Genomic DNA, 21613 nt, shown 5'->3' with positions numbered 1-21613 from the left:
CGATCAGCTAGTCGTGGATGCCCTGCGAGTCGTAGTTCTTGTCCAGCGCGGAGGTCGCCGGAACGACACAACGTCGTGTGATCGTGTCGAGCAGGCCCTCGACCTGCGGCAGCTCCGACTCGCGTGCGGGGCGGACCGCCTACGCGACCGGCAGCTCGGTACGGACGCACATGTCTAGGCGTCCCGCGTGGTCGAATCCAGGGTGGTGTTAGGGACCTCGTTATCTGCACATGAGCCGGCATCGCTGCGTGACGATGGGTCGGCCGGTCTCGGTGAAGATCAGGTCCTCTCCGCGCCACCAGGATGAGGACCGAGATCGGCGCATACGAGAGGAACGGTGACGAATGATCGCTGCCGTTGATCATGAGATCGTGTCCAGGTAGAGATGCCGCCAACAGGTGGCTGCTGCATAACGCTGTGGTTCGTCAGATGCCCGCGACTCGTCGAAGGCCTGCGCCGACCCCGCCCATCAGTGTCTCGGGAACGTGCCGGTGCGCTCGTCGAGGCCCGGCTGGTTCAGCGTGACCAGAGCCGTGACGTCGACGACGGAGTCCCGCGGCCTTCGGCTCGGGACTAACGGCTGAAGAAGCCGCGTTTCTTGGTCTTCTTGTCCGCGGCCGAGGGCTGGGCGGAGGGACGCGGATGCCCGGGGGAGCTGGGCCGGACCGGTGGCGGTGGCGGGGCGTCCTCGAGGCCCAGCGACGAAAGCTCGCGCAGCAGGGCGGCCGTGTCGGCGAGCTCGGATCGGACGGGGCCGCGCTCCGGCTCCGGCTCCAGTTCCGGTTCCGGGTCGGCCACCAGGGTCGTCGCCTCGGGTTCGGTGATCGACGCGAGCGCTGCGGAGAACTCGGCGAAGACTTCTGCGGAGGCCACCGTCCGGGCGGGGTTCGCCAGGTCGTGCTCGAGGTCGGCCAGGGCCTGGAGCTCGGCCCGCTCGGTCGCTTCGGCCGCTTCGGCTTCGGCCTCGGCCCGGGCTTGCTCTTCGGCGGCGGCGCGGGCGGCTTCCTCGGCGAGTTCCGCGTCGGCCCGGGCCTGCTCTTCGGCGGCGAGGCGGTTCTGCTCCTGGGCCTCCCGAATCCAGTACTCGGTCCACGCGTCGGTCTCCGCGGCGAGCCGGTCGGCGGCTTCCCGGGCGGCGGCCTCCGCGGCCTCGCGCGCGGCCTGCTCCTGGGCCTCCCGCATCCAGTACTCGGTCCACGCGTCGGTCTCGGCGGCGAGCCGGGCGGCGGCTTCCCGGGCGGCGGCCTCCGCGGCCTCGCGCGCGGCCTGCTCCTCGGCCTCCCGAATCCAGTATTCCGTCCATGCGTCGGCTTCCGCGGCTTCGTACTCAGCCGCGAGACGGGCGGTCTCCTGCTCGGCGGCGAGCCGGGCCGCCTCCTCCGCGAGCCGTTCGTCTTCGGCTTCCTCGGCAGCCCGCTGAGCGGCGGCCTGTTCCCGGGCGGCGGACTCGCGGCGCACCACGTCTAGATCGACGACATCGGCGACCTGAGCCTCCGGCTCACGTGCCTCCCGGTGCGCCGCCTCGGCCATCGCATGGGCGGCCGCGAGCTCCGCCGACGCGGCGGCGCGGATCCGGTCCCGGCGCTCCCGCTCCGGGTCCACGACGACGCGAACCGCGGTGGCTACCCGCGGTGAACGTCGGCGCAACTCCGCCGGCACCTCGTACGGATCCTCGATCGCGGACTGTGGACCGAGCAGGTCGGACAGCGCGGTGGACACCCGGGAGATCGCGTCGGCGAACGACGCCGACTTCTGGTTGATCGCGACGACGCTGGGCAGCTCGGCCGCTCGCTCGCCAGTGGTCACGGCGGTGACCAGCCGGGCCAGGGCCGGCGCGGTGTCGTCGACCGGCTCGTCGAACTCGGGCTCGGGCTCGAAGAGTCCGGTCAGCGCGGAGGTCATCCGGCCGACCAGGTCCACCCGATCGACTGGGACGGGTGGCGGGGACTCGTCGGTCAGGTCGTCCTCGACGTCGACCAGCCCGGAGGCGACCAGGTTGACGAGAACGCGACCGACCTCGAACAGGGTGTAGCCGCACTCGCGGGCCAGTTCCGCCACCGAACGCTCGCCGTCGACCTTGCACAGCAGCGACCAGGCGTCGGGGTCCAGGGTGAGTTCCGGCTGGGTGTTGCCGCGGGCGGACAGGGTGGGGACCGCGGTCGGTCCGTGCACGACCGCGGCGATCTCCTCCCAGCGGTCCTGCCGTTCGCGCAGGACGGTGACGAGGTCGTCGATCGCGACCGGCGAGGCGACGTCCTCGCGGGTCCGCTCGTTCTTGCGGAACTTCCAGCTGCCCTCCTGCCAGCGCAGCAGATCCCACATCGCCTCGTGGACCTGCTCGTTGACGAAGTCCTCCACCACCGGCTGGTCGACGTAGCTGAGGTGTACGAGCAGCTCACCGAGCCGCCAGCCCTGAAGTTCGGTCCGCTGGGCCTCGAGAGCCTCGGCCAGCGCCTCCGGCGCCAGCGCCCCGGAGGAGACCAGCCGGGAACCAAGCTGGGGCCGCCGACCCGGAACCGACACCGAGTAGATCAGGCCGTTCTTGACGTAGACCAGGGCCTCGTCGCCCTCGCTGTCGAACACGTGCAGGCAGCCCGTCGCGATGTCGTCGGCGAGCGACCGGAGGAGGGGGACGAGCGGGGTCGTCGTCAGGTCGCCTTTGAGCATGCGCGACCTCCCAATGCCATCGCGGCCGGTCCGATGGATACGTTCAGGCATCGGCAGGAGCGGGCCGGACGTTGAGCCATCCGGCCCATCAGAGCCGGCCCAGCCGAACTAATTCCGCCGCGCCACCGGGTGGCGGCGTGACACGATGCTCGATATGGCTCCGGGTCCCTCCGACATGGCGGGCGGCACCCTGCTCACGGTCGCCCCAACCGGCGCGGAAACCGCAAAATCCGACTTTCCGCCCCTTCCGGTCACGCTGGAGGAGCTCGTCGATGCCGCGCTCGCCTGCGAGCGGGCCGGGGCGAGCGTGATCCACGTGCACCTGCGCGACGACGCGGCCGAGCCGACCCTTGACGTAGGGCGGGCCCGGGCGGCGGTGGTCGCGTTGCGGGAGAGCACCGATCTCGTCGTCCAGCTCTCCACCGGCGGCGCGGTCGGCGATCCGGAGGCGGCCCGCCTCCTCGTCCTCGACGCCGACCCCGACTCCGCCTCGCTCAGTTGCGGGACCGTGAACTTCGGCGACGGGGTGTTCCTCAACCGCTGGCCGTTCATGGTGGAGCTCTACCGGCGGATGCAGGAGCGCGGCATCGTGCCCGAGTTCGAGATCTTCGACCTCGGCCAGATCGACGCAATGCTCCGGCTGCTCGACCGTTTCGGGCCGCCATCCGGTGGCCACGTGCACGCCGACCTCGTGATGGGGGTGCCCGGGGGGATGCCGGGGACGGCGGCCGCGCTGATCGCCGCTGCCAGCGCCCTGCCGGCCGGGGCGACGTTCTCGGCGACCGGGGTCGGTCGGACCGCCCTGCCGGTCGCCTTCGCCGCGCTCGCCGCCGGCGGCCACCTGCGGGTCGGCTGCGAGGACACGCTGAGCTTCGCGCCCGGGGTGGCTGTGCGCGACAACACGCAACTCGTCGAGCGGGCGGCTAGTCTGGCCGGGCTCGCCCAGCGGCCGCCGTTGTCGACGGTCGAGGCGCGAGCGATGCTGGGCGTGACGGATCGGCGCGGAGCGCGCCGGGTCGCCGCCGGAGAGGCGGCCGCAGCCGCGGGAGGCGAGCAGGGGTGACCAGCGAGACCACAGGCCAGGGCAACCGACGGATCGACCGGGTGCTCGATCCCGGTTTCCTCGACCAGCTGAAGGGACTGTCCCTCGAGGAGGTCCGCAGCCGCCGCGACGAGGCGGTCCAGGAGGAGGTCGATCTGTCGTATACCCGCCGACTGCTCCAAGGCCGGATCGACATCCTTAACGCCGAACTCCGCCGCCGCACCGGGGACGGGTCCGCCAGTGTTGTCGACGACCTGGCGCAGATCCTCGCCGACGAGGACCGTCCGGCGGCCCGCGGGCTCGGTCGCTACATCACCGCCGAGCCGTCGCGGGCCGATGCGCATCGCCGGCACGTCGAGGCGCTGGTCGCCGACGTGGACCTGTCCGACGTGAGCGCTCGTAGCGACGAAGAATTGCGGCAGGCCCTCGAGACGTTCGCGCATGAGGAGCGGGTCGTATCGGAGACCCGGCACACGGTGCAGGTGATCGCCGACAACTGCGCGTCCGAGATCGCCCGTCGCTACCGAGACGGCGAGGCCGACGTGGCCAACCTGCTGCCGACGGACGCGGGCGAGCAGTAGGCCGGGTGCTCCCCGTCCTCGCCGAGGTCGTCCGCTCCGGAGTCGTCGAGAGTCGCCATCACGGTTCGCTGGTCGCGCTCGGCCCGGCGGGCGACGTCGCCCTCGCGATCGGCGATGTCACCAGTGCGATCTTCCCGCGCTCGGCGAACAAGCCGCTCCAGACGGTCGGGCTGCTCGAGGCCGGGCTCGCGGAGACCCCCGGCTACCGGGCGGAGTTTCTCGCCATCGCGGCGGCCAGCCATTCCGGCGAACCCCGACACGTCGCGGTGGTCCGCGATCTGCTCGTCTCGGCCGGCTTAACCGAGGCCGACCTCGACAACGTGCCCGGGCTGCCGCTCGACGAAGCAGCGGCCTGGGCGCTGCTCCGCGCCGGTGGAGCCCCGGCGCCGATATATCAGAACTGCTCGGGCAAACACGCGGCGATGCTCGCGACCGCCGTCGCGGCCGGCCGACCGACCAGTGGCTACCGCGACCCCGCTCATCCGGTACAGCAGGCGGTCCGCGCCGCGATCGAGCGGCTCGCCGGAGTCGCCGCCGGACCGCCGGCGATGGACGGCTGCGGGGCGCCGCTCTACCGGCTGTCCCTCACCGCGCTGGCCCGGGCGTTCGCCGGGCTGGCCACCGCCGCGGTGGAGAGCGCGCCGGGGCGGGTTGCTGCGGCGATGCGCGCGCATCCCGAGCTGGTCGGAGGTAGTGGCCGGGTGGTGACCGAGCTCATCCGCGAGCTCCCCGGGCTGGTCGCCAAGGACGGCGCGGAGGGGGTGTTCGCCGCCGCGCTACCCGGTGGCGCCTCGGTCGCGGTCAAGATCGAGGACGGTGCGAACCGCGCCGCGGCGCCGGCCCTGGTCGCCGGGTTGCGCGCGATCGGGGCCAGCGGTGCGGTACTCGACCGGCTGGCCACCGCCCCGGTGCTCGGCCACGGGGACGTCGTCGGGGAGATCCGCTGCGTGCTCTCCTGAGCATCCTGATGCCTAGAGCTGGCTGATCCGGGTTCGACGGCGGCGACGGCGGGACGAGTGTGCAATTTCCGACAGCGGTCACGCTCGAACCCCGCCGAAAGACGTCGGAAATTGCACACTCACGGTCGGCGGTCGTGCTAGCTGACCGCTTGCAATAGTTAGCATCCTGGTCTATGTTCGATCCGTGGCCACACTGAACGTCCGGGATCTCGGTGAGTACATCCGAGACCAGCGCAAGATGGCGGAGATCTCGCTTCGCCAGCTGGCCCGGCTCGCCGGCGTCTCGAACCCGTACCTGTCCCAGATCGAGCGGGGACTGCGCCGGCCGAGCGCCGAGATTCTCCAGCAGATCGCGAAGGCGCTGCGGATTTCCGCGGAAGCCCTCTACGTCCAGGCCGGGATCCTCGAGGAACGGCCTTCGGACAGCGAGGTTCCGGCGGCGATCCTCGGCGACCACACGATCAGCGAGCGGCAGAAGCAGGTGTTGCTCGAGATCTACGCGTCCTTCCGTGGCGAGAACGAAGGAACCCCCGAACCCACCCCCTAGCCCCCCTCACCAGTCACCAAAGGAGACCCCATGCCCACCCGCACCCCCACCGCCCCGCTCTACGTCCTCGCCGGTGCCGGCGACCTCGCGGTCGAGAAGCTCCGTGAGCTGCCGACCACCGTGGCGAAGTTCCCGGTCGAGCTTCAGGAGCAGCTCCAGGCCCGGGTCAACGTCCTGCGGGCGCAGGCGAAGGGCCTGCCGAAGAACTACCGCACCCCCGCGACCGCCTTCGCGTTCCAGGTCGAGACCGTGAAGACCCAGGTCGAAACCGTGAAGACCCAGGTCGGAACGCTGCGCAGCCGGGCCACCGACCTGGCCGGGCGGACCAGCGAGCTCTACGACGAGCTGGCCACCCGCGGCCGCGGTGTCGTCGGCCAGATCCGCCGCCAGCCGGCCACCCGCAAGGCCGGCGTGCAGCGCAAGTCGGCGACGACCAAGGCCAAGGCGGCCCGCACGTCGGCCGAGAAGACCGTGCAGGCCACGGTCGAGGCGACCGAGAGCGCGGCTGGCCAGATCGGCTAAGCCTCACCAGGTCTGGCCCCCGGGACCGTTGTCCCGGGGGCCAGACTTTTCATCGCGGCCGGATCGGCTGAGGCTCGCTCAACCGAAATAGCACATGTGCTACCGTCCGGTGGCATGGACGTCGGGTTACGCGAACTTCGCCAGCGGGCGAGCGAACTTGTCCGTCGCGCGCAAGCCGGGGAAGTCGTGACGGTAACCGTGAGTGGGCGAGTGGCGGCTCGGCTGGTGGCTGCCGAGCGCCACCAGTGGCGGCACTTCCCGGACATCGCCGAGCTGTTCGGCGGCCCGGAAGACGCCGACTGGGGTCGTGATCGTCGATTGCTCAACGACACGCCTCGGGATCCCTGGGCCGGCGAGTGAGAGCGATCCTCGATACCAGCGTGCTGGTTGCTTCGGCCCTGCCGGCGCTCGACGACGAGCTCGCGATCAGCATCGTCTCGCTGGCCGAGTTGCACTTCGGTGTGTTGGTGGCCGGCCCGGATGACGTGCGCGCGGAGCGTCTGCGCCGGGTCGCGCTCATCGAGCGGCTGTTCGACCCATTGCCCGTCGACGAGCGAGTGGCCCGCAGCTACGGTCACCTCGCGGCAACCGTCGCGAAGGCCGGCCGGAACCCGCGGGGGCGCATCATGGATCTGCTCATCGCCGCGACGGCCCACGCCCACGAGGCTCGGCTTTACACCCGCAACGCAGCTGACCTCCGGGGGCTCGACGGGTTACTCGAGATCGTGCCGATCTGACCGGTCTCACAGCCACGAGCTTCGACGCCGTCCTCCGCCGGCGATCGGCGCTGGACGGCGTGCTGGACGCGCACCGGACGGCCCCGGCTCGTAGGCTGGGCTGGTGAGCGAGATGCGCTACCGCCAGCTCGGCAGCAGCGGCCTCACCGTTTCCGTCTCCGGCCTCGGCTGCAACAACTTCGGTCGCCGGCTCGGCCTCGAGGACACCCGAAGCGTCGTCCACGCGGCGCTGGACGCCGGCGTCACGCTGTTCGACACCGCTGACATCTACGGGGAGTCCGAGGCCCTGCTCGGCGAGGTGCTGGCCGAGCGCCGCGACGAGATAGTGCTGGCCACCAAGTTCGGGATGAGCATGGGCGGTCGGATCGCGCCGGAGCACGAGGCGCGTGGCTCCCGCCGCTACATCCGGCGGGCCGTCGAGTCCTCGCTGCGCAGGCTGCGCACCGACTACATCGACCTTTACCAGATGCACCAGCCGGACCCGCGGACCCCGATCGCCGAGACCCTCGCTGCGCTCGACGAGCTGGTCACCGAGGGCAAGGTCCGCTATCTCGGCTCGTCGAACTTCGCCGGCTGGCAGATCGCCGACGCCGAATGGATCGCCCGGACCCGCGGGAGCACCCGATTCGTCAGCGCGCAGAACGAGTACAGTCTGCTCGAGCGCGCGGTCGAGGTGGAGGTCGTACCGGCCTGCCGGGCGCACGGGGTCGGCCTGCTGCCGTTCTTCCCGCTGGCCGGCGGCCTGCTTACCGGCAAATATCGCCGGGGGGCTCCAGCGCCGGCCGGGACCCGGCTACACGGCCGCGTCGAGGGGATCGGCGAGGCGAAGTTCGACATCGTCGAGGCGCTGGAGAAATACGCCGAGTCCTCCGGGCGCAGCCTGCTCGAGCTGGCGATCGGCGGGCTGGCCGCGCAGCCCGCGGTGGCCTCGGTGATCGCCGGGGCGACCACGCCGGAGCAGGTGCGGGCCAACGTCGCGGCCGCCGAGTGGGAGCCCACCCCACCCGAACTCGCCGAGCTCGACGCGATCGCCGGGCCGGGTCGGTCGGAGTGATCGCATTCGGGGCCAGCCACCTGTCCGCGATCGGCTACGTGTTCTTCGTCGTCGACCTGGCGATCTTCGTGGGCGCGCTCGTCGCGTTCGTCGACTCCGGAATCCGGGCCCCCGCCGCCTACGTGGTGGTCGGCCGCGGCACCAAAGGTCTTTGGATGGGGATCCTCGGCGCGGCCGCGCTGCTCGCCGCGATCGGCTGGGCCGGGGTGCTCTCGATCTTCGGGATCGCCAGCATGGTCGCGATCCTGGTCTACTTCGTCGATCAGCGGCCGAAGCTGCGCGCGACCGGCGGTGGCGTCATCCGGCTGCGCTGGCCCGGACGCCGCTGATCCCTCAGCCGCCCGGCGGCGGCAAGTGCAGCATGTCGGGGGCCAGCTCGCCGATCGGTTCCTGCCCGACGAATACGTAGACCCGTCCCGGCTCGGGGTTGCCGGGCGCGGACGCCGTCTCGCCGGTCGGCTCGTAGACGTCAACCAGGCCGGGCGCGTCGGAGCCGGCGTAGAGGCGCTCGACGCCGGTGGCGAGCGTCGTGCTGTCCCCGTCGCGGGAGCCGCCGCGGAGGATTGCGAGGTGCCGGTCGGTCATGGCCGGCGAGCCTATCGCCCCGCCGGCATGCGAACCTGAACCGATGGCAAGTGACACCCACGGTCGAACCCACCGGCTCGAGCTGGCCGACGCGACGGTCCGGGAGTGGGACGCGACCGTGCTCGACGCGACCGCCGACGGCATCGTCCTCGACCGCTCGGCGTTCTATCCCGGTGGCGGTGGCCAGCCGCCGGATCACGGGACGTTGCTCTGGGGCGGCGGCCAGACCCGGATCGTCGGGGTCCGCCGCGGCGACGACCTGCTCCTGCTCCCCGCCGAGCAGGACCCGCTGCCGCCGGTCGGCAGCACGGTCCGCGGTGCCGTCGAGGACGAGCGGCGGACCGCGCTGATGCGCACCCACTCCGCGTTGCACCTGCTCGCCGGCGTGGTCTTCCGCGATTTCGGGGCGCTGGTCACCGGCGGCAACATGGAACGGCTGCTCGCCCGGATGGACTTCGACCTGCCGGAGATCCCGGCCGGGTTCGCCGCCGTGATCGAGGCGTCTTGCGCCCGGGAGATCGAGGCCGACCGGGCGATCACCGTCGCCGTTCTCCCCCGGGAGGAGGCGATGCGCATCCCGGACATCATCCGGACCGCGACCAACCTGTTGCCGCCGGACCTCACCGAGGTGCGGATCGTCGACATCGTCGGCCTGGACACCCAGGCCGATGGGGGCACGCACGTCGCCTCCACCCGTTCGGTGGGCGCGATCGAGGTGGTGAAGGTGGAGAACAAGGGCAAGGCCAACCGACGGCTCCGGATCCGGCTGCGGTAGCGGCGGTGCGCCTGCTCCTGGTCCGCGGCGACATCACCGAGCAGCCGGTCGACGCGGTCGTCAACGCCGCCAACTCGAGCCTGCTCGGCGGGGGCGGGGTGGACGGGGCGATCCACCGCCGCGGCGGCCCGGAAATCCTCGCCGCCTGCCGGGAACTGCGCCGGACCCGGCTGCCCGACGGGCTACCCGCCGGTCGGGCGGTGGCGACCACGGCCGGCGGACTGCCGGCCCGATGGGTCATCCACACCGTTGGGCCGGTGTACTCGGTGACCGAGGACCGCACGGCGCTATTGGTCTCCTGTTACCGCGAGTCGCTTCGGGTCGCCGACGAGATCGGAGCGGTAAGCGTCGCGTTCCCCGCGGTGTCCGCCGGCGCTTACGGCTGGCCGATCGGGGACGCCGCCCGGATCGCGGTCGCCACGGTTCGCGACGCGTCCACCCAGGTGGCGGAGGTGCGCTTTGCCGTCCTGGGCGTAGCGGCGGCAGAGGCCTTTGCCGCCCAGCTCGACTAGCCGCGCCCGGCGCAGGCTACCGAGGCCGGCAGGTTCCGTACGACGCCTTCTGGGGGGCGCGGTACGCGATCATCGAAGATCCGATCGGGCTCAAGAGCCCGATCGAGGCGGACCGCAAGTTCCGGCCACCAGCCGCTCCGCTGCAGCGCTAGCCGCCGGTCGGGGGAAACGTCTGCGGCCGGCGGGGTGTGCAAACTCCGCGGCGATCGATTGCGGCTCCGGGTTGCGCCCGGCGGCTTCACTGAGTACTATACCGCGTATGATCCTAGTGGACCTACCACGGTGAGCGTTCGACATGCCCTACTCGCACTATTGAGCGAGGGCCCCAAGTACGGTCTCCAGCTGCGTCAGGAGTTCGAGGCGAGCACCGGTGACATCTGGCCGTTGAACGTCGGCCAGGTGTACACGACGCTGGACCGGCTCGAACGCGACGGCCTGGTCGAATCCGACGAGGCGGCCAAGGACGGCCCACAGAACGTCTTCCGGATCACCTCGACCGGTGAGCACGAACTGGCCACCTGGCTGACCACGCCTGCGGACATGACGGCCCCGCCGCGTGACGAACTCGTGATCAAGGTGCTGTCGGCCCTCCGCGTCCCCGCCGTCGACGTGCAGGACGTCATCCAGCTCCACCGGCGGTATCTGGTCGAGCTCATGCAGCAATGGACGCGGCTCAAGGAAGACGAGGCCGACTTCGATCTGAGCTTCGCCCTGGTGGCTGACGCCGAGCTGTTCCGGCTGGACGCCGTCGTCCGGTGGCTCGACGCGACCGGCGGCCGCCTGAAGCGCGCAAGCGTCGAACCGCCGGCTCCCGCGACGATGCCCCGGCTGCGCCGCCGGATAGGGGTGCGTCGATGAGCTACCTCGAAATCCAGCAGGTCTCCAAGTCCTACGGGGAGGGGGCGACCCAGGTGCACGCCCTCCGAAACGTTGACCTCTCCGTGGACGCCGGTGCGCTCGTGGCGGTGATGGGTCCGAGCGGATCGGGCAAGAGCACCCTGCTGACCATCGCCGGCAGTCTGGAAGCGGCGACAAGCGGCGAGGTCCTGGTCGGTGGTACGGCGCTGTCGACGATGTCCCGCAACGCCAAGGCCCGGCTGCGACGGCGGTCGATTGGTTACGTGTTTCAGGACTTCAACCTGCTGGCCGGCCTGACCGCGATGGAGAACGTCTCCCTTCCGCTGGAACTCGACGGGATCTCGGCGCGAAAGGCCCGGATCGCGGGGATGACTGCGCTCGAGGGACTCGGTCTTTCGGAAGCTGCCACGCGCTATCCGGACGAGCTGTCCGGTGGCGAGCGGCAGCGAGTCGCGATCGCCCGCGCCGTCGTCGGCGAGCGGCACCTGCTCCTTGCTGACGAGCCGTCAGGCGCCCTCGACTCGGTGAACAGCGAAGGCGTGATGCGCCTCATCCTCGCCGCCTGCAAACGCGGTGTTGCCGCGGTCGTCGTGACCCACGATGCGCAGCTCGCGTCCTGGGCTGACCGCGTGGTGTTCCTCCGGGACGGACGCGTCGTCGACCAGACGGCGCCGCCCCCGGGCCCCGAATCGCTCCTTCAGCCGGCCCCACCGCTGTGAGCGTCGCCCTCCTCAAGCGGCCTGGCGGCCAGGAGCGCGCGAGTGGCGGCGGGACTCCTGCGCGGCGCGCCATGCTCCGATGGGCCTGGCGGCTGTTCCGACGCGAGTGGCGTCAGCAGCTCCTCGTCCTTGGGCTCATCGTCATGGCGGTGGCCGCCACCATCGTCGGGGCGGCGGTAGCCACGAACACCCCGCCCCCGGCCAACGCGGGGTTCGGCACCGCCCAGGACCGGGCCACCTTCCCCGGCGCCGACCCGCATCTCGCCGCCGAGATCGCCGCACTACAGCAGCGGTTCGGCCGGGTCGACGTCATCGAGAACCAGATCAGGGCCATCCCCGGCTCGATCGACACCTACCAGCTGCGCGCCCAGAACCCGGACGGGCCCTTCGGACGGCCGATGCTCTCCCTGGTCTCCGGTCACTATCCGACGGGACGCGATCAGGTAGCCCTCACCGACGGGGTGGCCTCGACCTTCGGTTCGAAGGTTGGTGACGTCTGGCGGCAGGGCGGCACGGGCCGGCGGGTCGTCGGCATCGTCGAGAACCCGCAGAGCCTGCTGAGCGAGTTCGCCCTCGTGACGCCCGGCCAGGTCACGGCACCCACCGAGGTCACCGTGCTCTTCGACGCTCCCGGGGTGCCCGCTCGATCCCTCGGCCCGAACGTTGCGACCCCCGCGTCGGTGGCGCAGAGCAACCCGCTCAACCCCCAGACGATCCCCATCGCCGGGCTGACGCTCGGCATGCTCCTGATCGCGCTGGTGGCGACGGGCGGCTTCACCGTCCTGGCGCAGCGCCGGTTGCGCTCGCTCGGGATGCTCGAATCGCTCGGCGCCACGGACAGACACGTGGGTCTCGTCGTGCGGGCGAACGGCGCCGTGGTCGGCGTGGTCGGGGCGCTGGTCGGGGCCGTCGTCGGCTTCGCCGCCTGGCTCGCCTACCGACCGATCCTCGAGACAAGCGCCCACCACCTGATCCGGGTGTTCGCACTGCCCTGGCTCGTCATCGCCCTCGCCCTGGTACTCGCCGTCGTCGCGACGTACTTCGCGGCCTCGCGCCCGGCCCGCTCGATCACGAAAGTTCCCGTAGTCGCGGCCCTCTCCGGAAGGCCGGCTCCGCCGACACCCGTTCATCGCTCGGCCGTGCCCGGCATCGGGTTCCTCGTTGTCGCCTTCGTCTTGTTGGGGTACTCGGGCAGCAGTGCCCAAGGACACCTGCCCGAGCTCGCCCTCGGTCTGGTCGCCCTCGTCCCGGGGGTGATCCTGCTCTCCCCGTTCTGCCTGTCCGCGCTCGCCAGGCTGGGCGGGCGCAGCCCGATCGCGATGCGCCTCGCGCTGCGTGACCTGGCCCGCTACCGGGCTCGCTCCGGCTCCGCCCTCGCTGCGATCAGCCTCAGCGTGCTGATCGCCGTCATCATCGCCATCGTCGCCGCGGCACGCTACGCGAACGTCCTCGACTACGTGGGGCCGAACCTGGCGTCGAACCAGCTCGTCGTCTACACCCCCAACGGTCCCGGCTACACGCCCCCAGGTGTCGGCAGCACCGTGACGGCGAGCCGCCTGCAAGCCATGAACACCAGCGCGCAGGCCATCGCCTCCTCGCTCGGAGCTCGTGACGTCGTGGAGCTGGACTCGACGATCGCATCGCTCGAGCACGCGGCTCAGGGCCGCAACTGGAACGGGTCGATCTACGTCGCCACGCCTTCGCTGCTCCGCGCCTTCGGGGTCAATGCCTCCCAGGTCGATCCCACCGCCGACATCCTCACCATGCGCCCCGGGATATCCACCCTCTCCGACATGCAGCTCATCTACGGCATCGTGGGACGGAAAGTCCTCGTCGATCCCGGACGCGGGCCGCCGGCACAGGGGCCGGGCCAGGGGCCGGGCGCGGGGACGGGGGCGCAAGCGTTCCCCTGCCCCGAGAGCGACTGCCTCGCCAACCCCGTAATCCTCCAGGTCGGCGCCCTGCCGTCCGGCACCTCGGCGCCCAACACCGTGATCACCGAGCACGCCGTCCACCAGCTCGGCCTTCAGACCCAGACATCGGGCTGGCTCATCCAGACGGCGCGGCCTCTGGATGCCTCGCAAATCCAGAGCGCGCGACTGGAGGCGGCAGCGACTGGGATGGTCATCGAGACCCGGAGCGACCAGCCCACCTCGGCGGAAGTCATCAACTGGGCGACCGCGTTCGGCGTCGCCTTGGCCCTCGCCATCCTCGCCATGAGTGTCGGCCTGATCCGCAGCGAGACCGCAGCCGACCTACGCACGCTCGCCGCGACCGGTGCCAGCAGCCGGACGCGGCGCACCCTGACCGCCACCACCGCCGGCGCGCTCGCGTTCCTCGGCGCCCTGCTCGGCACGGTCGCCGGCTACATAGGCGTCATCGGCTGGATCCGGAACAACTCCCTCAACGGCGGCGTCACGGCGCTCGGAAACGTCCCCGTCGGGAACCTGCTGGTGATCCTGGTGGGCATGCCGCTCGTCGCCGCAGCCGTCGGCTGGCTGCTCGCCGGGCGAGAACCAGCCGCCATGAGCCATCAGCGGATCGAGTGACGCACTGTCCGCGAACTCCCTTGGACATCCCGGTCTCGCCGGCGAAGCCGTCATGGGCGACGGTGAGCCGCACTAAGGGGCCGATGGGCTCGAGCTCGAAGGTCACCTTGGCGATCGGCTCCGTGATCAGCCGGGAGTCCGTTTCGCTCCAGCCGAACAGCGACCAATCGGTTTGCCCGTCAACCGGGGGTGGCGCGAGCATGACCCGAGACTCGGCGGCACCTACCCTGAACGCGACGTCCGGCCTGCGGCCGCTGGCCGGTCATGGACTGCCTGGTGAGCCATCCAGTCCGACCCTCAACCAGCCGATGGCACGGGAGTGAAGGGAAACCGCCGCGGGCGATGGTTGCGGAGCGGGCGGCGCCCTCCGCAGGTGTGGCTGCTCGCCGCGATGGCGCTCGTCGCTGGCCTGCGCGGCGTACTCGTCGCGGCCGCCCGGCCGAGCCCTGGGGTCCCGCTCGGGCCCTACCTCGCGATTGCCACGACAGCGGTCACCCTGGGGTTGATGGTGTGGTTCCTTCCCTGGCGCTGGTGCCGGCACCTCACACTCATCACCGGTGTCGGGTCGGTGACCTTCGTCGTCGCGATCGCCTCTAGCGGCACAGGTGCCGCCGCCATCTCGATCGGCTACGTGTGGATCGTCTTGTACTGCGCTTTGTTCTTCTCCCGCCGGATTACCTACGCGTACGTACTGGTTTGCGTCGGCACCTATGCGATCGCGCTGTCGCTCAATCCCTTTCCCGGGGTCCTCGCGGTGGGCGTTCCGCTGAGCCTGACGGTTATAGCCATTGCCGAAGTGACGAGCAGGATAATTGCTGCCCTCCAGCACGCCGCCACGACCGATCCGCTGACCGGCTTGCTCAACCGTCACGGGCTCTTCGCCGCCGCAACGCACGCCCTTGCCCAAGCGGAGCGCAACGGGCGTCCCCTCACCGTCGTGGTCGTCGATCTCAACGGCTTCAAGCTGATCAACGACCGGCAGGGGCACGCGGCGGGCGACCGTATCCTGGCCTCGCTCGCCAGGGCCTGGCAGCCGCTGCTGCGAGACGCCGACATCGTCGCCAGGCACGGCGGGGACGAGTTCGCGTTGGTCCTCCCCGACACCGACAGGACGGCGGCGCTGGTGATCATGCAGCGGCTACGCGAACGCTCGCCGATCGCCTGGACCTGCGGACTGGCCGAGGCCCAGGCCGGCCATGGGCTGGAGAACCTACTCGCCGAGGCGGACGCCGAGCTCTACGGTGCCAAGCCGAGTGCTGCCTACGTTCCGCTCCAAAACGTCGCGGGACGCAGCGACGCGCCAAGCAAGGCTCCGACCATGGTCGCCGGAAAACAATCGACGACCTTCGCGGGCTGACCGTCTGACCGCCCCGGTTCCGTCGGCCCGGGGTCTCCGCTGTCGGGTTCAAGACCGGGGGTCCATGAACCCAATGGCGGTGAAGTTCACGAGCAAGGAGAAGCGTGACGAATACGTCCGCTCGCTGAAGCAGGAGCCCGCTGTTGTGCCGCCGGCGCCTTCGCCACCGTCCACCAGGCCGAAGAGCAGCTAGCCGGCATCCACGGCCCCGTTCGGCAGCCGTTCAACTCTTGCCATCAGGCGTGCCGGGGATCGCCCACAAAGTGGGGCCGTCGCGCAACCGATCAGCACCGGCTCTCCCGAGCGCCTCTCGCTTCGGGCGTCCGGCGCGTTCGCGTTCCGTGGCGGTGTCGGCGAGGATGCCAAGCATGGCTCCGGACTACGACATCCGCCTGACCGGGCCGGACGACGTGGCGGCCTTGGCCGTCTTGCGCGCTCACTGGGCGGCTGAGCTGCACGGCCCGTCCCCCGACGAGGGCTTCCCCGCAGCGTTCGCTGCCTGGCACCACGAGGAGACGAACCGGCGCCGCTGGTGGCTCGCCGTCGGGCCAACCCGGCCCATCGGCATGGTCAGCCTTGCGCTGTTCGACCGGATGCCCGCACCCGGACGGCCGCAGAGCCGCTGGGGCTACCTGGCCAACATGTTCGTGGTGCCAGAGCGACGAGATCACGGGGTCGGCGCGGCCCTGCTCGCCGAACTGCTCCAGTGGTCGCACCGGCAGCGGCTCGCGCGAGTCGTCCTGAGCCCCAGCCAGCGGTCCATCCCGTTCTACCTGCGGCACGGCTTCCACCCAGCCGAAGAGCTTCTGATCATGACCCTGGCGTGACCGGCACATCCCGCGTTCTGGACGCTTGCAGACAGCTGAGGGCCTGAGGGCTGGGTGGTTGGTTACCCCAGTGGAGGCGGCACTGGCCACCGACAGCTCGGGTGGCAGTGCCATCGTTTGCGGGAAAGACATCAGGGCGACACGACGACGGCACAGCGGAGAACTGCTGCTATGCGACGGGCCAGCCCCTCCACGCCGACCGGACCGAACCGGCGTTCGTGCACGGGCTGCCCTTTGTGTATAGTTGGTGTATGGCACGCACCAACATTGATATCGATGACACTGCTTGCCGAGTGGTCATGCGTCGTTACGGGCTGCACAGCAAGCGGGAGGCGGTCAACTTCGCGCTGCGCGAGTTGGCCGCCGAGTTGACGGTGGAGCAGGCGCGTGGGCTGAAGGGATCTGGTTGGGACGGCGACCTCGCTGAGCTCAGGAGCGCGCGGGTCGCTGACGCGTGATTCTGATCGACACCTCGGCGTGGGTCGAGTTTCTGCGCGGAACCGGGTCGGCGGTCTGCGAGGAAGTCGACCGGCTTCTGGGTGGCCGGATGATGATCACCGATCCGGTGGTCATGGAGGTGCTCGCCGGGGCGCGGGATGACCAGCACCTGCACGAGTTGCGCGGCTTGTTGGGTCGGGCCGGGATGGCGCCCTGCGAACCGGCGGACTACCCAGGGGCGGCGGTGCTGTACCGGCGCTGCCGTCAGCGGGGGGAAACCGTACGTCGCCTGATCGACTGCCTTATCGGTGCCGTTGCCATCCGACATGATCTCGCGGTGCTGCACAGCGACGAAGGCTTCGAGGTGCTTGCCCGGCATACGGCCGTGAAGGTTCATCGCCCTGCTTCGTAGCGGTGGCGATGAGAGCGGATCGGCGAAGCCCTCGGCTCCCCGCTCCAGCGCCTGGGTGACCGACTTCATCGAGCCGAACCACTGTGCTGGGTCGGACGACATCCTCGGACCGTCCAGCTCCGTCCACGTCAAAAGGAAGGACATCGGCTCGGGCTTTCGACAGTCCCGTTCGTAGAACTGGCGGATGAAGTAGTAGGGAGCCAGGTAGCCCTGGTCAACGGTCAACAAGGGTTCGCCATCCTGAGGGTCGACCACGGCCGCCCTTGTGTCCCAAACCGACCCGTCCGGGAGGTGTCGCTGCGCGGTGCGGCCGAGTTGAGGGCGATGGACGAGCGACTGCGCGCCTGTCGGCGATCGGGCGTCGACGGCCTTGCTGGTCCGATCAGACTTCCACCTATACTTTCCGATATGGACCTAACGGATCCGACACGAGCCGTCACCCCGACGCTCGACGGCACGGTCCTGGCAGTTCTCGCCGCCGCCGGTAAGCCGATGACTGTCGGGCAGGTCGCCGAGCAGGCTGCGCGGGGATCCGAAATCGGAATCCGACGCAGCCTCGCGCGTCTTGTCGAGCAGGGCATTATCCGCGCGACGCTCATGGGTCGGAACCAAGTTCACGAACTGAACCGCCAGCACATTGCGGCGAACGCCGCGGTCATTCTGGCCGGTCTCCGGACGGAGCTCTGGAAGCGTTTCCGCGAGGAGTTGTCGAGTTGGCGCCCACGCCCGCTGTATGCCGCCGTCTTTGGGTCCGCCGCGCGCGGCGCTGGCGACGGGTCGAGCGACGTCGACCTGTTGCTCGTGCACCCGCCCTTCCCGGGCGAGAAGAAACCGGCGCGGATCAGCCCGAGGCTGCGGACACAGATCGCAGATGCCCTAGGCCAGTTCATGACCCCTGGCACGGAGTTGGATGCCGCAACGCAGTGGGAATCTCAGGTCGATCGATTGCGGGACGCGGTCGAGGCGTGGACGGGTAACGCCCTGCAAGTCGTCGACCTGTCGTTCCACGAATGGCGGCATCCGACGGAGCAGTACCGCCAGCTGTTCGTCGAAATCGAGCGCGATGGCATCGATCTGGTGAAGGCGCGGGCGATCTCCCTCTGGTCATCGGCGGAGGCAGCCGATGGCTAGGCAGTCGCGGGTTCGAGTCGCTTCAGGCGCCGACGCTCGAGTGCGCTTCCGATCAGCCGAGGCGTACCTCGAAGTCGCCGAGCTCGTGCTCAGCGAGAGGGACCGCGTCGAGATGCCTGGCGTGGCGGCCGCCCTTGCCGTCCTCGCCGGCATCGCAGCGTCCGATGCGCTCTGTGCTGCGCGTCTTGGCCAAATTCACAGCGGCGATGACCACCGTACGGCTGCGGAACTGTTACGACAGGCCGCGCCAGACGGCAAGAAGCTGGCGGCGACATTCCAGCGTCTGATCGACATCAAGGACGAAGCCCACTACGGCATCACCATCGTGTCGGCCCACCGCGCACGGAGTGCCGTTCGAGGGGCTGCGCACTTGGTCGCGCGAGCGCAGCAAGAGATTGAGCGTTGACGACGCCGGCCGGAGAGGTCGGAGCGCAAGCGCTCCACCGCGGAGTCACGTTCACGCATCTACCATGGGCGTGGCGCCGCTGGGGCCACCGCAGGACGGGACGCGTGGATCCATGCGTCGACGGCGCCGGAAACGTCAGCGCGCCCGTCTAGCGTCGGTGGTATGGACATCATGCGCACGACCGAGATCAACGGTGTGCCGGTGCGGCGAGGCCTGCCCCGTGGGTGCAATTACTCGATCTGGCCGCTGACCAGCGCAAACGCCCACACAGATGATCTTGCCCCTCAGCATCCCGGTGCGACGGGTGGCGAGCGGGAGCGCGGAAGCCGGGTGCACCCGAGAATCGCTGATCGGGCGTGGGATGGCGCTGCCCGGGGCAGCGAGCACGGCTGCTGCGGGCCGGCGCGCCGCCTCCGGCGATTAGGCGTATAGTCAGGCGTATGCCACGTCTCCAGGTGTACCTCCCGGACGATCTCTACGCACAGGTGAAGTCACGTCACCTACATGCCTCCGAGCTGCTCCAGGCGGCGGTGCGGGCCGAACTTCGTCGCCAGGACTTGCTGGCCGAGACCGATACCTACCTCGCCGATCTGGTCGCTGAGGTCGGCGCGCCGACGGCCGAGGAACAAGCCCACGCCAAGGCGATCGCCCGGCAACTCGCTGGCCGTCGGACCTCCCGGGCGAGTTGACCGCGCCCCGATGAGCCTGGTGCTCGACTCGGGCGGGGTCCGCCGGCTGGCCAAGCGCTCCCGGGACAGCGTGGCCCTGATTGGCGCGTTCCGCGACGAGGGGTTGTGGCCGGTCGTGGTGCCCTCCGCGGTGTTGATCGAGTGCCTCACCGGCGATGGCAGCCGTGACGCCGCCGCGAACCGGCTGCTGAAAACCTGTGATGTCGTGGAGGAACTCCCCGACGAACTCGCTCGCCGCGCCGCCAGGCTGCGCACCAAGGCCCGCCGAGGCTCGGCGGTAGACGCCCTGGTCGTCGCGACGGCTGACCCGATGGGGACGGTCGTGACCGGAGACGCGAAAGATCTTCGAGCTCTCGCCCGTCACGCCCGTCACGTGACGATTCACGTGATCTGAAGTTCGGCGCACAACCAACCCGAGATCGCCGGTTCGCGGCACGGCGTGTCCGGCTGTGGGGGCGCCCGTTAACCGCCGCACTGCGCGATCTTCCACCGAGGATCCCGGCCGCAGGGAGATGAGCCGGCGGCCGGTGCTACCGGTCAACTCGCCAGAGGCGAACGAGCGCTTTCGAACACTGTTCGAAGCCGATGCAGAGCGGCACCTAGCGGGTGTGCAACACCTGCAAACACTCCGTCTCCGGATCCCGTGTGCCGGAGGGGTTCGACTATCGGCGGCGCTGATCGGTCGATGTCCTCCGAGAAGCGCTCCACCAGCCGGTAGGCCTTGGGAAGGCTGGTACCGCCTTTGAAGATGAAGTCGCCGCCGAAAGCGCGGCCGAGCACGCGGAGGACTTCGCTGACCCAGTAGTCCTTCTCGACCGCGGTGGGGCTGATCCCGAGGCGCTCGGCGGCAGCGTCGAGAGTCGGCCCGAACTCATCCAGGTCTGCGAAACGGGCCACCGCCTCAGCCGGCCAGTGCCAGATCGCGTTGGACGGACTCGCTGCGCGCCGGGCGGACGATGTCGGTCATGTCCGGGCGGCCGAGCGCGCGGCGGGCTGGCGGGATGCGCTCGCCACGGCGCTGGTGGCGCTGTCGAGCGAGGAATGGTCGCGGACGATCACCGTGCGCCGGAACGCACGTGTAGCGCTGTCGACGGTGCCCTGGCCTCCCAGTGCGACCAGCGAACCGCACCGGCGAGCCGGCGTGCTCGGGCACGGAGCACGCGACCATGGCCTTGCTCCAGCTCTTGCCCTTCGACGACATACCGCGACCGTACGTACCGGCACTGACAGCAACGCATCTCAAGGAGCAATCTGGACCGGAGAATGCACCTGGAGATGCGTTAGGGGGGCGGCGCTAATTATTCTGTTTGACGAAATCAGATTCGTTTGACAGAATAGCGCATGCGGATCGAGTTCACGACCGCGAGTAAGAGGCACAAGATCGGGCGCGCTCATGTCCGGTACCTCATGGCCACCTGCACGCCCTCGCCGGCGACCACGAATCGTGGCGAGCCGGGCTGGCGCTACGTCGGACCGGACGATCGCGGCGTGGTCTTGGAGGTCATCGCGGTTGTGACCGATCGTGGCAACTTGCTCGTCATCCATGTGATGCCGCACGCGTTCCGAGGAGGCAACTGAGATGCCCAAGCGGACCCCTCCGAAGGTGAGCCTCGAGACCCCGTTCGGTCCGGACGTGGATCTCGACCGAGAAGTTCGTCGGGACCAGCAGGGCCGGCGGATCACTCGGGCCTACGCGGATCGGGTGATCGCGGCGGCCCGCAAGCCGGGTCGCCCCGCGCTGGCCGAGGGCGGTCCCTCGCCGGCGATCGCCTTTCGGCTTCCTAGCGAGCTGCGGCGCCGGGTCGAGGCTCTCGCCACAAAGGAAGGCAAGACCGTGTCCCAACTCGCCCGCGAAGCCCTGGAATCTCGACTCGAGGCGTCCTGAACCCCGACCAGGAGACCCGGATCACTCTGCCGCGCCCGTGTGCCTGATCTCCAGCTTTGGGCCGGGTCCTGATCGACGATTCGGCATGCTGTGTGGCCGGACAATTCCCGTTCCGTTCGGCGATCCCTGGGCTGCTCAAAGCTGCCGACGCCGAGGTGGCCGCCGAGCGTACGGGGTAGGACGAGCAACGTCGGCGGTCGGCATTCAGCTGCTGTACCAGCCTTCGAGGTCGGCGATGACGTCGACGCTGCCGGCGTTGTTGTAGATCGTGATGGTGCCGTCGGAGGCAACCGGCACGGTGACGAAGTTCGGCACGGTCTGCCCGGGGACCACGTTGAGGTTCGAGCTGTTCGGTCCGCGG

The 21613-nt window shown here is 70.0% G+C and carries 27 protein-coding genes; 24 read left to right on the top strand and 3 right to left on the bottom strand.

Going from position 1 to position 21613, the window contains the following annotated elements; all coding sequences use genetic code 11:
• Positions 1–573: 573 nt before the first annotated feature.
• Positions 574–2667 carry a DUF4388 domain-containing protein gene (locus VNG13_08580; GenBank protein ID HVA60578.1) on the bottom strand — a complete coding sequence of 698 codons (2094 nt, stop codon included), beginning with the start codon at positions 2665–2667 and terminating at the stop codon, positions 574–576.
• 154 nt (positions 2668–2821) lie between these two features.
• On the opposite strand from VNG13_08580, the gene VNG13_08575 reads away from it, so the two are divergent.
• The 9 genes from VNG13_08575 to VNG13_08535 all read left to right on the top strand — a co-directional run bounded on the left by VNG13_08575 (position 2822) and on the right by VNG13_08535 (position 8438).
• Positions 2822–3730 carry a 3-keto-5-aminohexanoate cleavage protein gene (locus VNG13_08575; GenBank protein HVA60577.1) on the top strand — a complete coding sequence of 303 codons (909 nt, stop codon included), beginning with the start codon at positions 2822–2824 and terminating at the stop codon, positions 3728–3730.
• Positions 3727–4290, top strand: a complete 564-nt coding sequence (locus VNG13_08570) for an aerial mycelium formation protein (protein HVA60576.1) — start codon at positions 3727–3729, stop codon at positions 4288–4290. The genes VNG13_08575 and VNG13_08570 overlap by 4 nt, the downstream gene beginning before the upstream one ends.
• Before the next feature lie 5 nt (positions 4291–4295).
• The gene (locus VNG13_08565) at positions 4296–5249 is read left to right on the top strand and encodes an asparaginase (protein ID HVA60575.1); all 954 of its coding nucleotides are present in this window, start codon (positions 4296–4298) and stop codon (positions 5247–5249) included.
• Positions 5250–5403: 154 nt separating this feature from the next.
• Complete coding sequence (locus tag VNG13_08560; GenBank protein HVA60574.1) at positions 5404–5796, top strand: helix-turn-helix transcriptional regulator; 393 nt, start codon at positions 5404–5406, stop codon at positions 5794–5796.
• Positions 5797–5826: 30 nt separating this feature from the next.
• On the top strand, positions 5827–6318 hold the full coding sequence (locus VNG13_08555; protein ID HVA60573.1) for a hypothetical protein: 492 nt from the start codon (positions 5827–5829) through the stop codon (positions 6316–6318).
• A gap of 114 nt (positions 6319–6432) precedes the next feature.
• On the top strand, positions 6433–6678 hold the full coding sequence (locus tag VNG13_08550) for a type II toxin-antitoxin system prevent-host-death family antitoxin (GenBank protein ID HVA60572.1): 246 nt from the start codon (positions 6433–6435) through the stop codon (positions 6676–6678).
• The gene (locus tag VNG13_08545) at positions 6675–7055 is read left to right on the top strand and encodes a type II toxin-antitoxin system VapC family toxin (GenBank protein ID HVA60571.1); all 381 of its coding nucleotides are present in this window, start codon (positions 6675–6677) and stop codon (positions 7053–7055) included. Before VNG13_08550 ends, VNG13_08545 begins: the two co-directional genes overlap by 4 nt.
• A 112-nt stretch (positions 7056–7167) precedes the next feature.
• Positions 7168–8109, top strand: coding sequence for an aldo/keto reductase (locus VNG13_08540; protein ID HVA60570.1), 942 nt, complete (start codon positions 7168–7170; stop codon positions 8107–8109).
• A complete protein-coding gene (locus VNG13_08535) occupies positions 8106–8438 on the top strand; it encodes a DUF2516 family protein (GenBank protein ID HVA60569.1) in 333 nt (110 codons plus the stop codon). The genes VNG13_08540 and VNG13_08535 overlap by 4 nt, the downstream gene beginning before the upstream one ends.
• Before the next feature lie 4 nt (positions 8439–8442).
• Here VNG13_08535 and VNG13_08530 read toward each other — a convergent pair whose 3' ends face one another.
• Positions 8443–8694 (bottom strand): hypothetical protein, encoded by a 252-nt coding sequence (locus tag VNG13_08530; protein HVA60568.1) that lies wholly within the window; start codon positions 8692–8694, stop codon positions 8443–8445.
• 43 nt (positions 8695–8737) lie between these two features.
• On the opposite strand from VNG13_08530, the gene VNG13_08525 reads away from it, so the two are divergent.
• The 13 genes from VNG13_08525 (at position 8738) to VNG13_08465 (ending at position 19761) form a co-directional block, all read left to right on the top strand.
• Positions 8738–9469 carry an alanyl-tRNA editing protein gene (locus VNG13_08525; protein ID HVA60567.1) on the top strand — a complete coding sequence of 244 codons (732 nt, stop codon included), beginning with the start codon at positions 8738–8740 and terminating at the stop codon, positions 9467–9469.
• Positions 9470–9474: 5 nt separating this feature from the next.
• Entirely contained in the window at positions 9475–9981 is a 507-nt protein-coding gene (locus VNG13_08520; GenBank protein ID HVA60566.1) for an O-acetyl-ADP-ribose deacetylase, read from the top strand.
• 282 nt (positions 9982–10263) lie between these two features.
• Complete coding sequence (locus tag VNG13_08515) at positions 10264–10839, top strand: helix-turn-helix transcriptional regulator (protein HVA60565.1); 576 nt, start codon at positions 10264–10266, stop codon at positions 10837–10839.
• Entirely contained in the window at positions 10836–11558 is a 723-nt protein-coding gene (locus tag VNG13_08510) for an ABC transporter ATP-binding protein (GenBank protein HVA60564.1), read from the top strand. Before VNG13_08515 ends, VNG13_08510 begins: the two co-directional genes overlap by 4 nt.
• Before the next feature lie 71 nt (positions 11559–11629).
• A complete protein-coding gene (locus tag VNG13_08505) occupies positions 11630–14107 on the top strand; it encodes an FtsX-like permease family protein (protein HVA60563.1) in 2478 nt (825 codons plus the stop codon).
• A 373-nt stretch (positions 14108–14480) separates the two neighbouring features.
• The gene (locus VNG13_08500; GenBank protein ID HVA60562.1) at positions 14481–15464 is read left to right on the top strand and encodes a GGDEF domain-containing protein; all 984 of its coding nucleotides are present in this window, start codon (positions 14481–14483) and stop codon (positions 15462–15464) included.
• Positions 15465–15832: 368 nt separating this feature from the next.
• A complete protein-coding gene (locus tag VNG13_08495; protein HVA60561.1) occupies positions 15833–16291 on the top strand; it encodes a GNAT family N-acetyltransferase in 459 nt (152 codons plus the stop codon).
• A gap of 251 nt (positions 16292–16542) precedes the next feature.
• A complete protein-coding gene (locus tag VNG13_08490; protein HVA60560.1) occupies positions 16543–16749 on the top strand; it encodes a type II toxin-antitoxin system VapB family antitoxin in 207 nt (68 codons plus the stop codon).
• Complete coding sequence (locus VNG13_08485) at positions 16746–17141, top strand: PIN domain nuclease (GenBank protein ID HVA60559.1); 396 nt, start codon at positions 16746–16748, stop codon at positions 17139–17141. The genes VNG13_08490 and VNG13_08485 overlap by 4 nt, the downstream gene beginning before the upstream one ends.
• A 408-nt stretch (positions 17142–17549) precedes the next feature.
• Positions 17550–18272 carry a nucleotidyltransferase domain-containing protein gene (locus tag VNG13_08480; GenBank protein ID HVA60558.1) on the top strand — a complete coding sequence of 241 codons (723 nt, stop codon included), beginning with the start codon at positions 17550–17552 and terminating at the stop codon, positions 18270–18272.
• Positions 18265–18678 (top strand): hypothetical protein, encoded by a 414-nt coding sequence (locus tag VNG13_08475; GenBank protein ID HVA60557.1) that lies wholly within the window; start codon positions 18265–18267, stop codon positions 18676–18678. The genes VNG13_08480 and VNG13_08475 overlap by 8 nt, the downstream gene beginning before the upstream one ends.
• A 440-nt stretch (positions 18679–19118) precedes the next feature.
• Complete coding sequence (locus tag VNG13_08470) at positions 19119–19367, top strand: hypothetical protein (GenBank protein HVA60556.1); 249 nt, start codon at positions 19119–19121, stop codon at positions 19365–19367.
• A 10-nt stretch (positions 19368–19377) separates the two neighbouring features.
• Positions 19378–19761: a PIN domain-containing protein gene (locus VNG13_08465; protein ID HVA60555.1), complete on the top strand. Its 384-nt coding sequence runs from the start codon at positions 19378–19380 to the stop codon at positions 19759–19761.
• 143 nt (positions 19762–19904) lie between these two features.
• Here the strand turns inward: VNG13_08465 and VNG13_08460 are convergent, their stop codons facing one another.
• The gene (locus VNG13_08460) at positions 19905–20264 is read right to left on the bottom strand and encodes a nucleotidyl transferase AbiEii/AbiGii toxin family protein (protein HVA60554.1); all 360 of its coding nucleotides are present in this window, start codon (positions 20262–20264) and stop codon (positions 19905–19907) included.
• Positions 20265–20708: 444 nt separating this feature from the next.
• On the opposite strand from VNG13_08460, the gene VNG13_08455 reads away from it, so the two are divergent.
• Together VNG13_08455 and VNG13_08450 are read left to right on the top strand one after the other, a co-directional pair.
• Positions 20709–20945 carry a hypothetical protein gene (locus tag VNG13_08455; GenBank protein ID HVA60553.1) on the top strand — a complete coding sequence of 79 codons (237 nt, stop codon included), beginning with the start codon at positions 20709–20711 and terminating at the stop codon, positions 20943–20945.
• A 1-nt stretch (position 20946) separates the two neighbouring features.
• Positions 20947–21252, top strand: coding sequence for a hypothetical protein (locus tag VNG13_08450; protein HVA60552.1), 306 nt, complete (start codon positions 20947–20949; stop codon positions 21250–21252).
• Positions 21253–21613: the final 361 nt, after the last annotated feature.

Source organism: Mycobacteriales bacterium (assembly GCA_035533475.1).
In the GTDB taxonomy this organism is placed as follows: Bacteria; Actinomycetota; Actinomycetes; order DATLTS01; family DATLTS01; genus DATLTS01.
The sequence above is the reverse complement of the archived record's forward strand: the minus strand, read 5'-3'. Positions and strand labels throughout refer to the sequence as shown.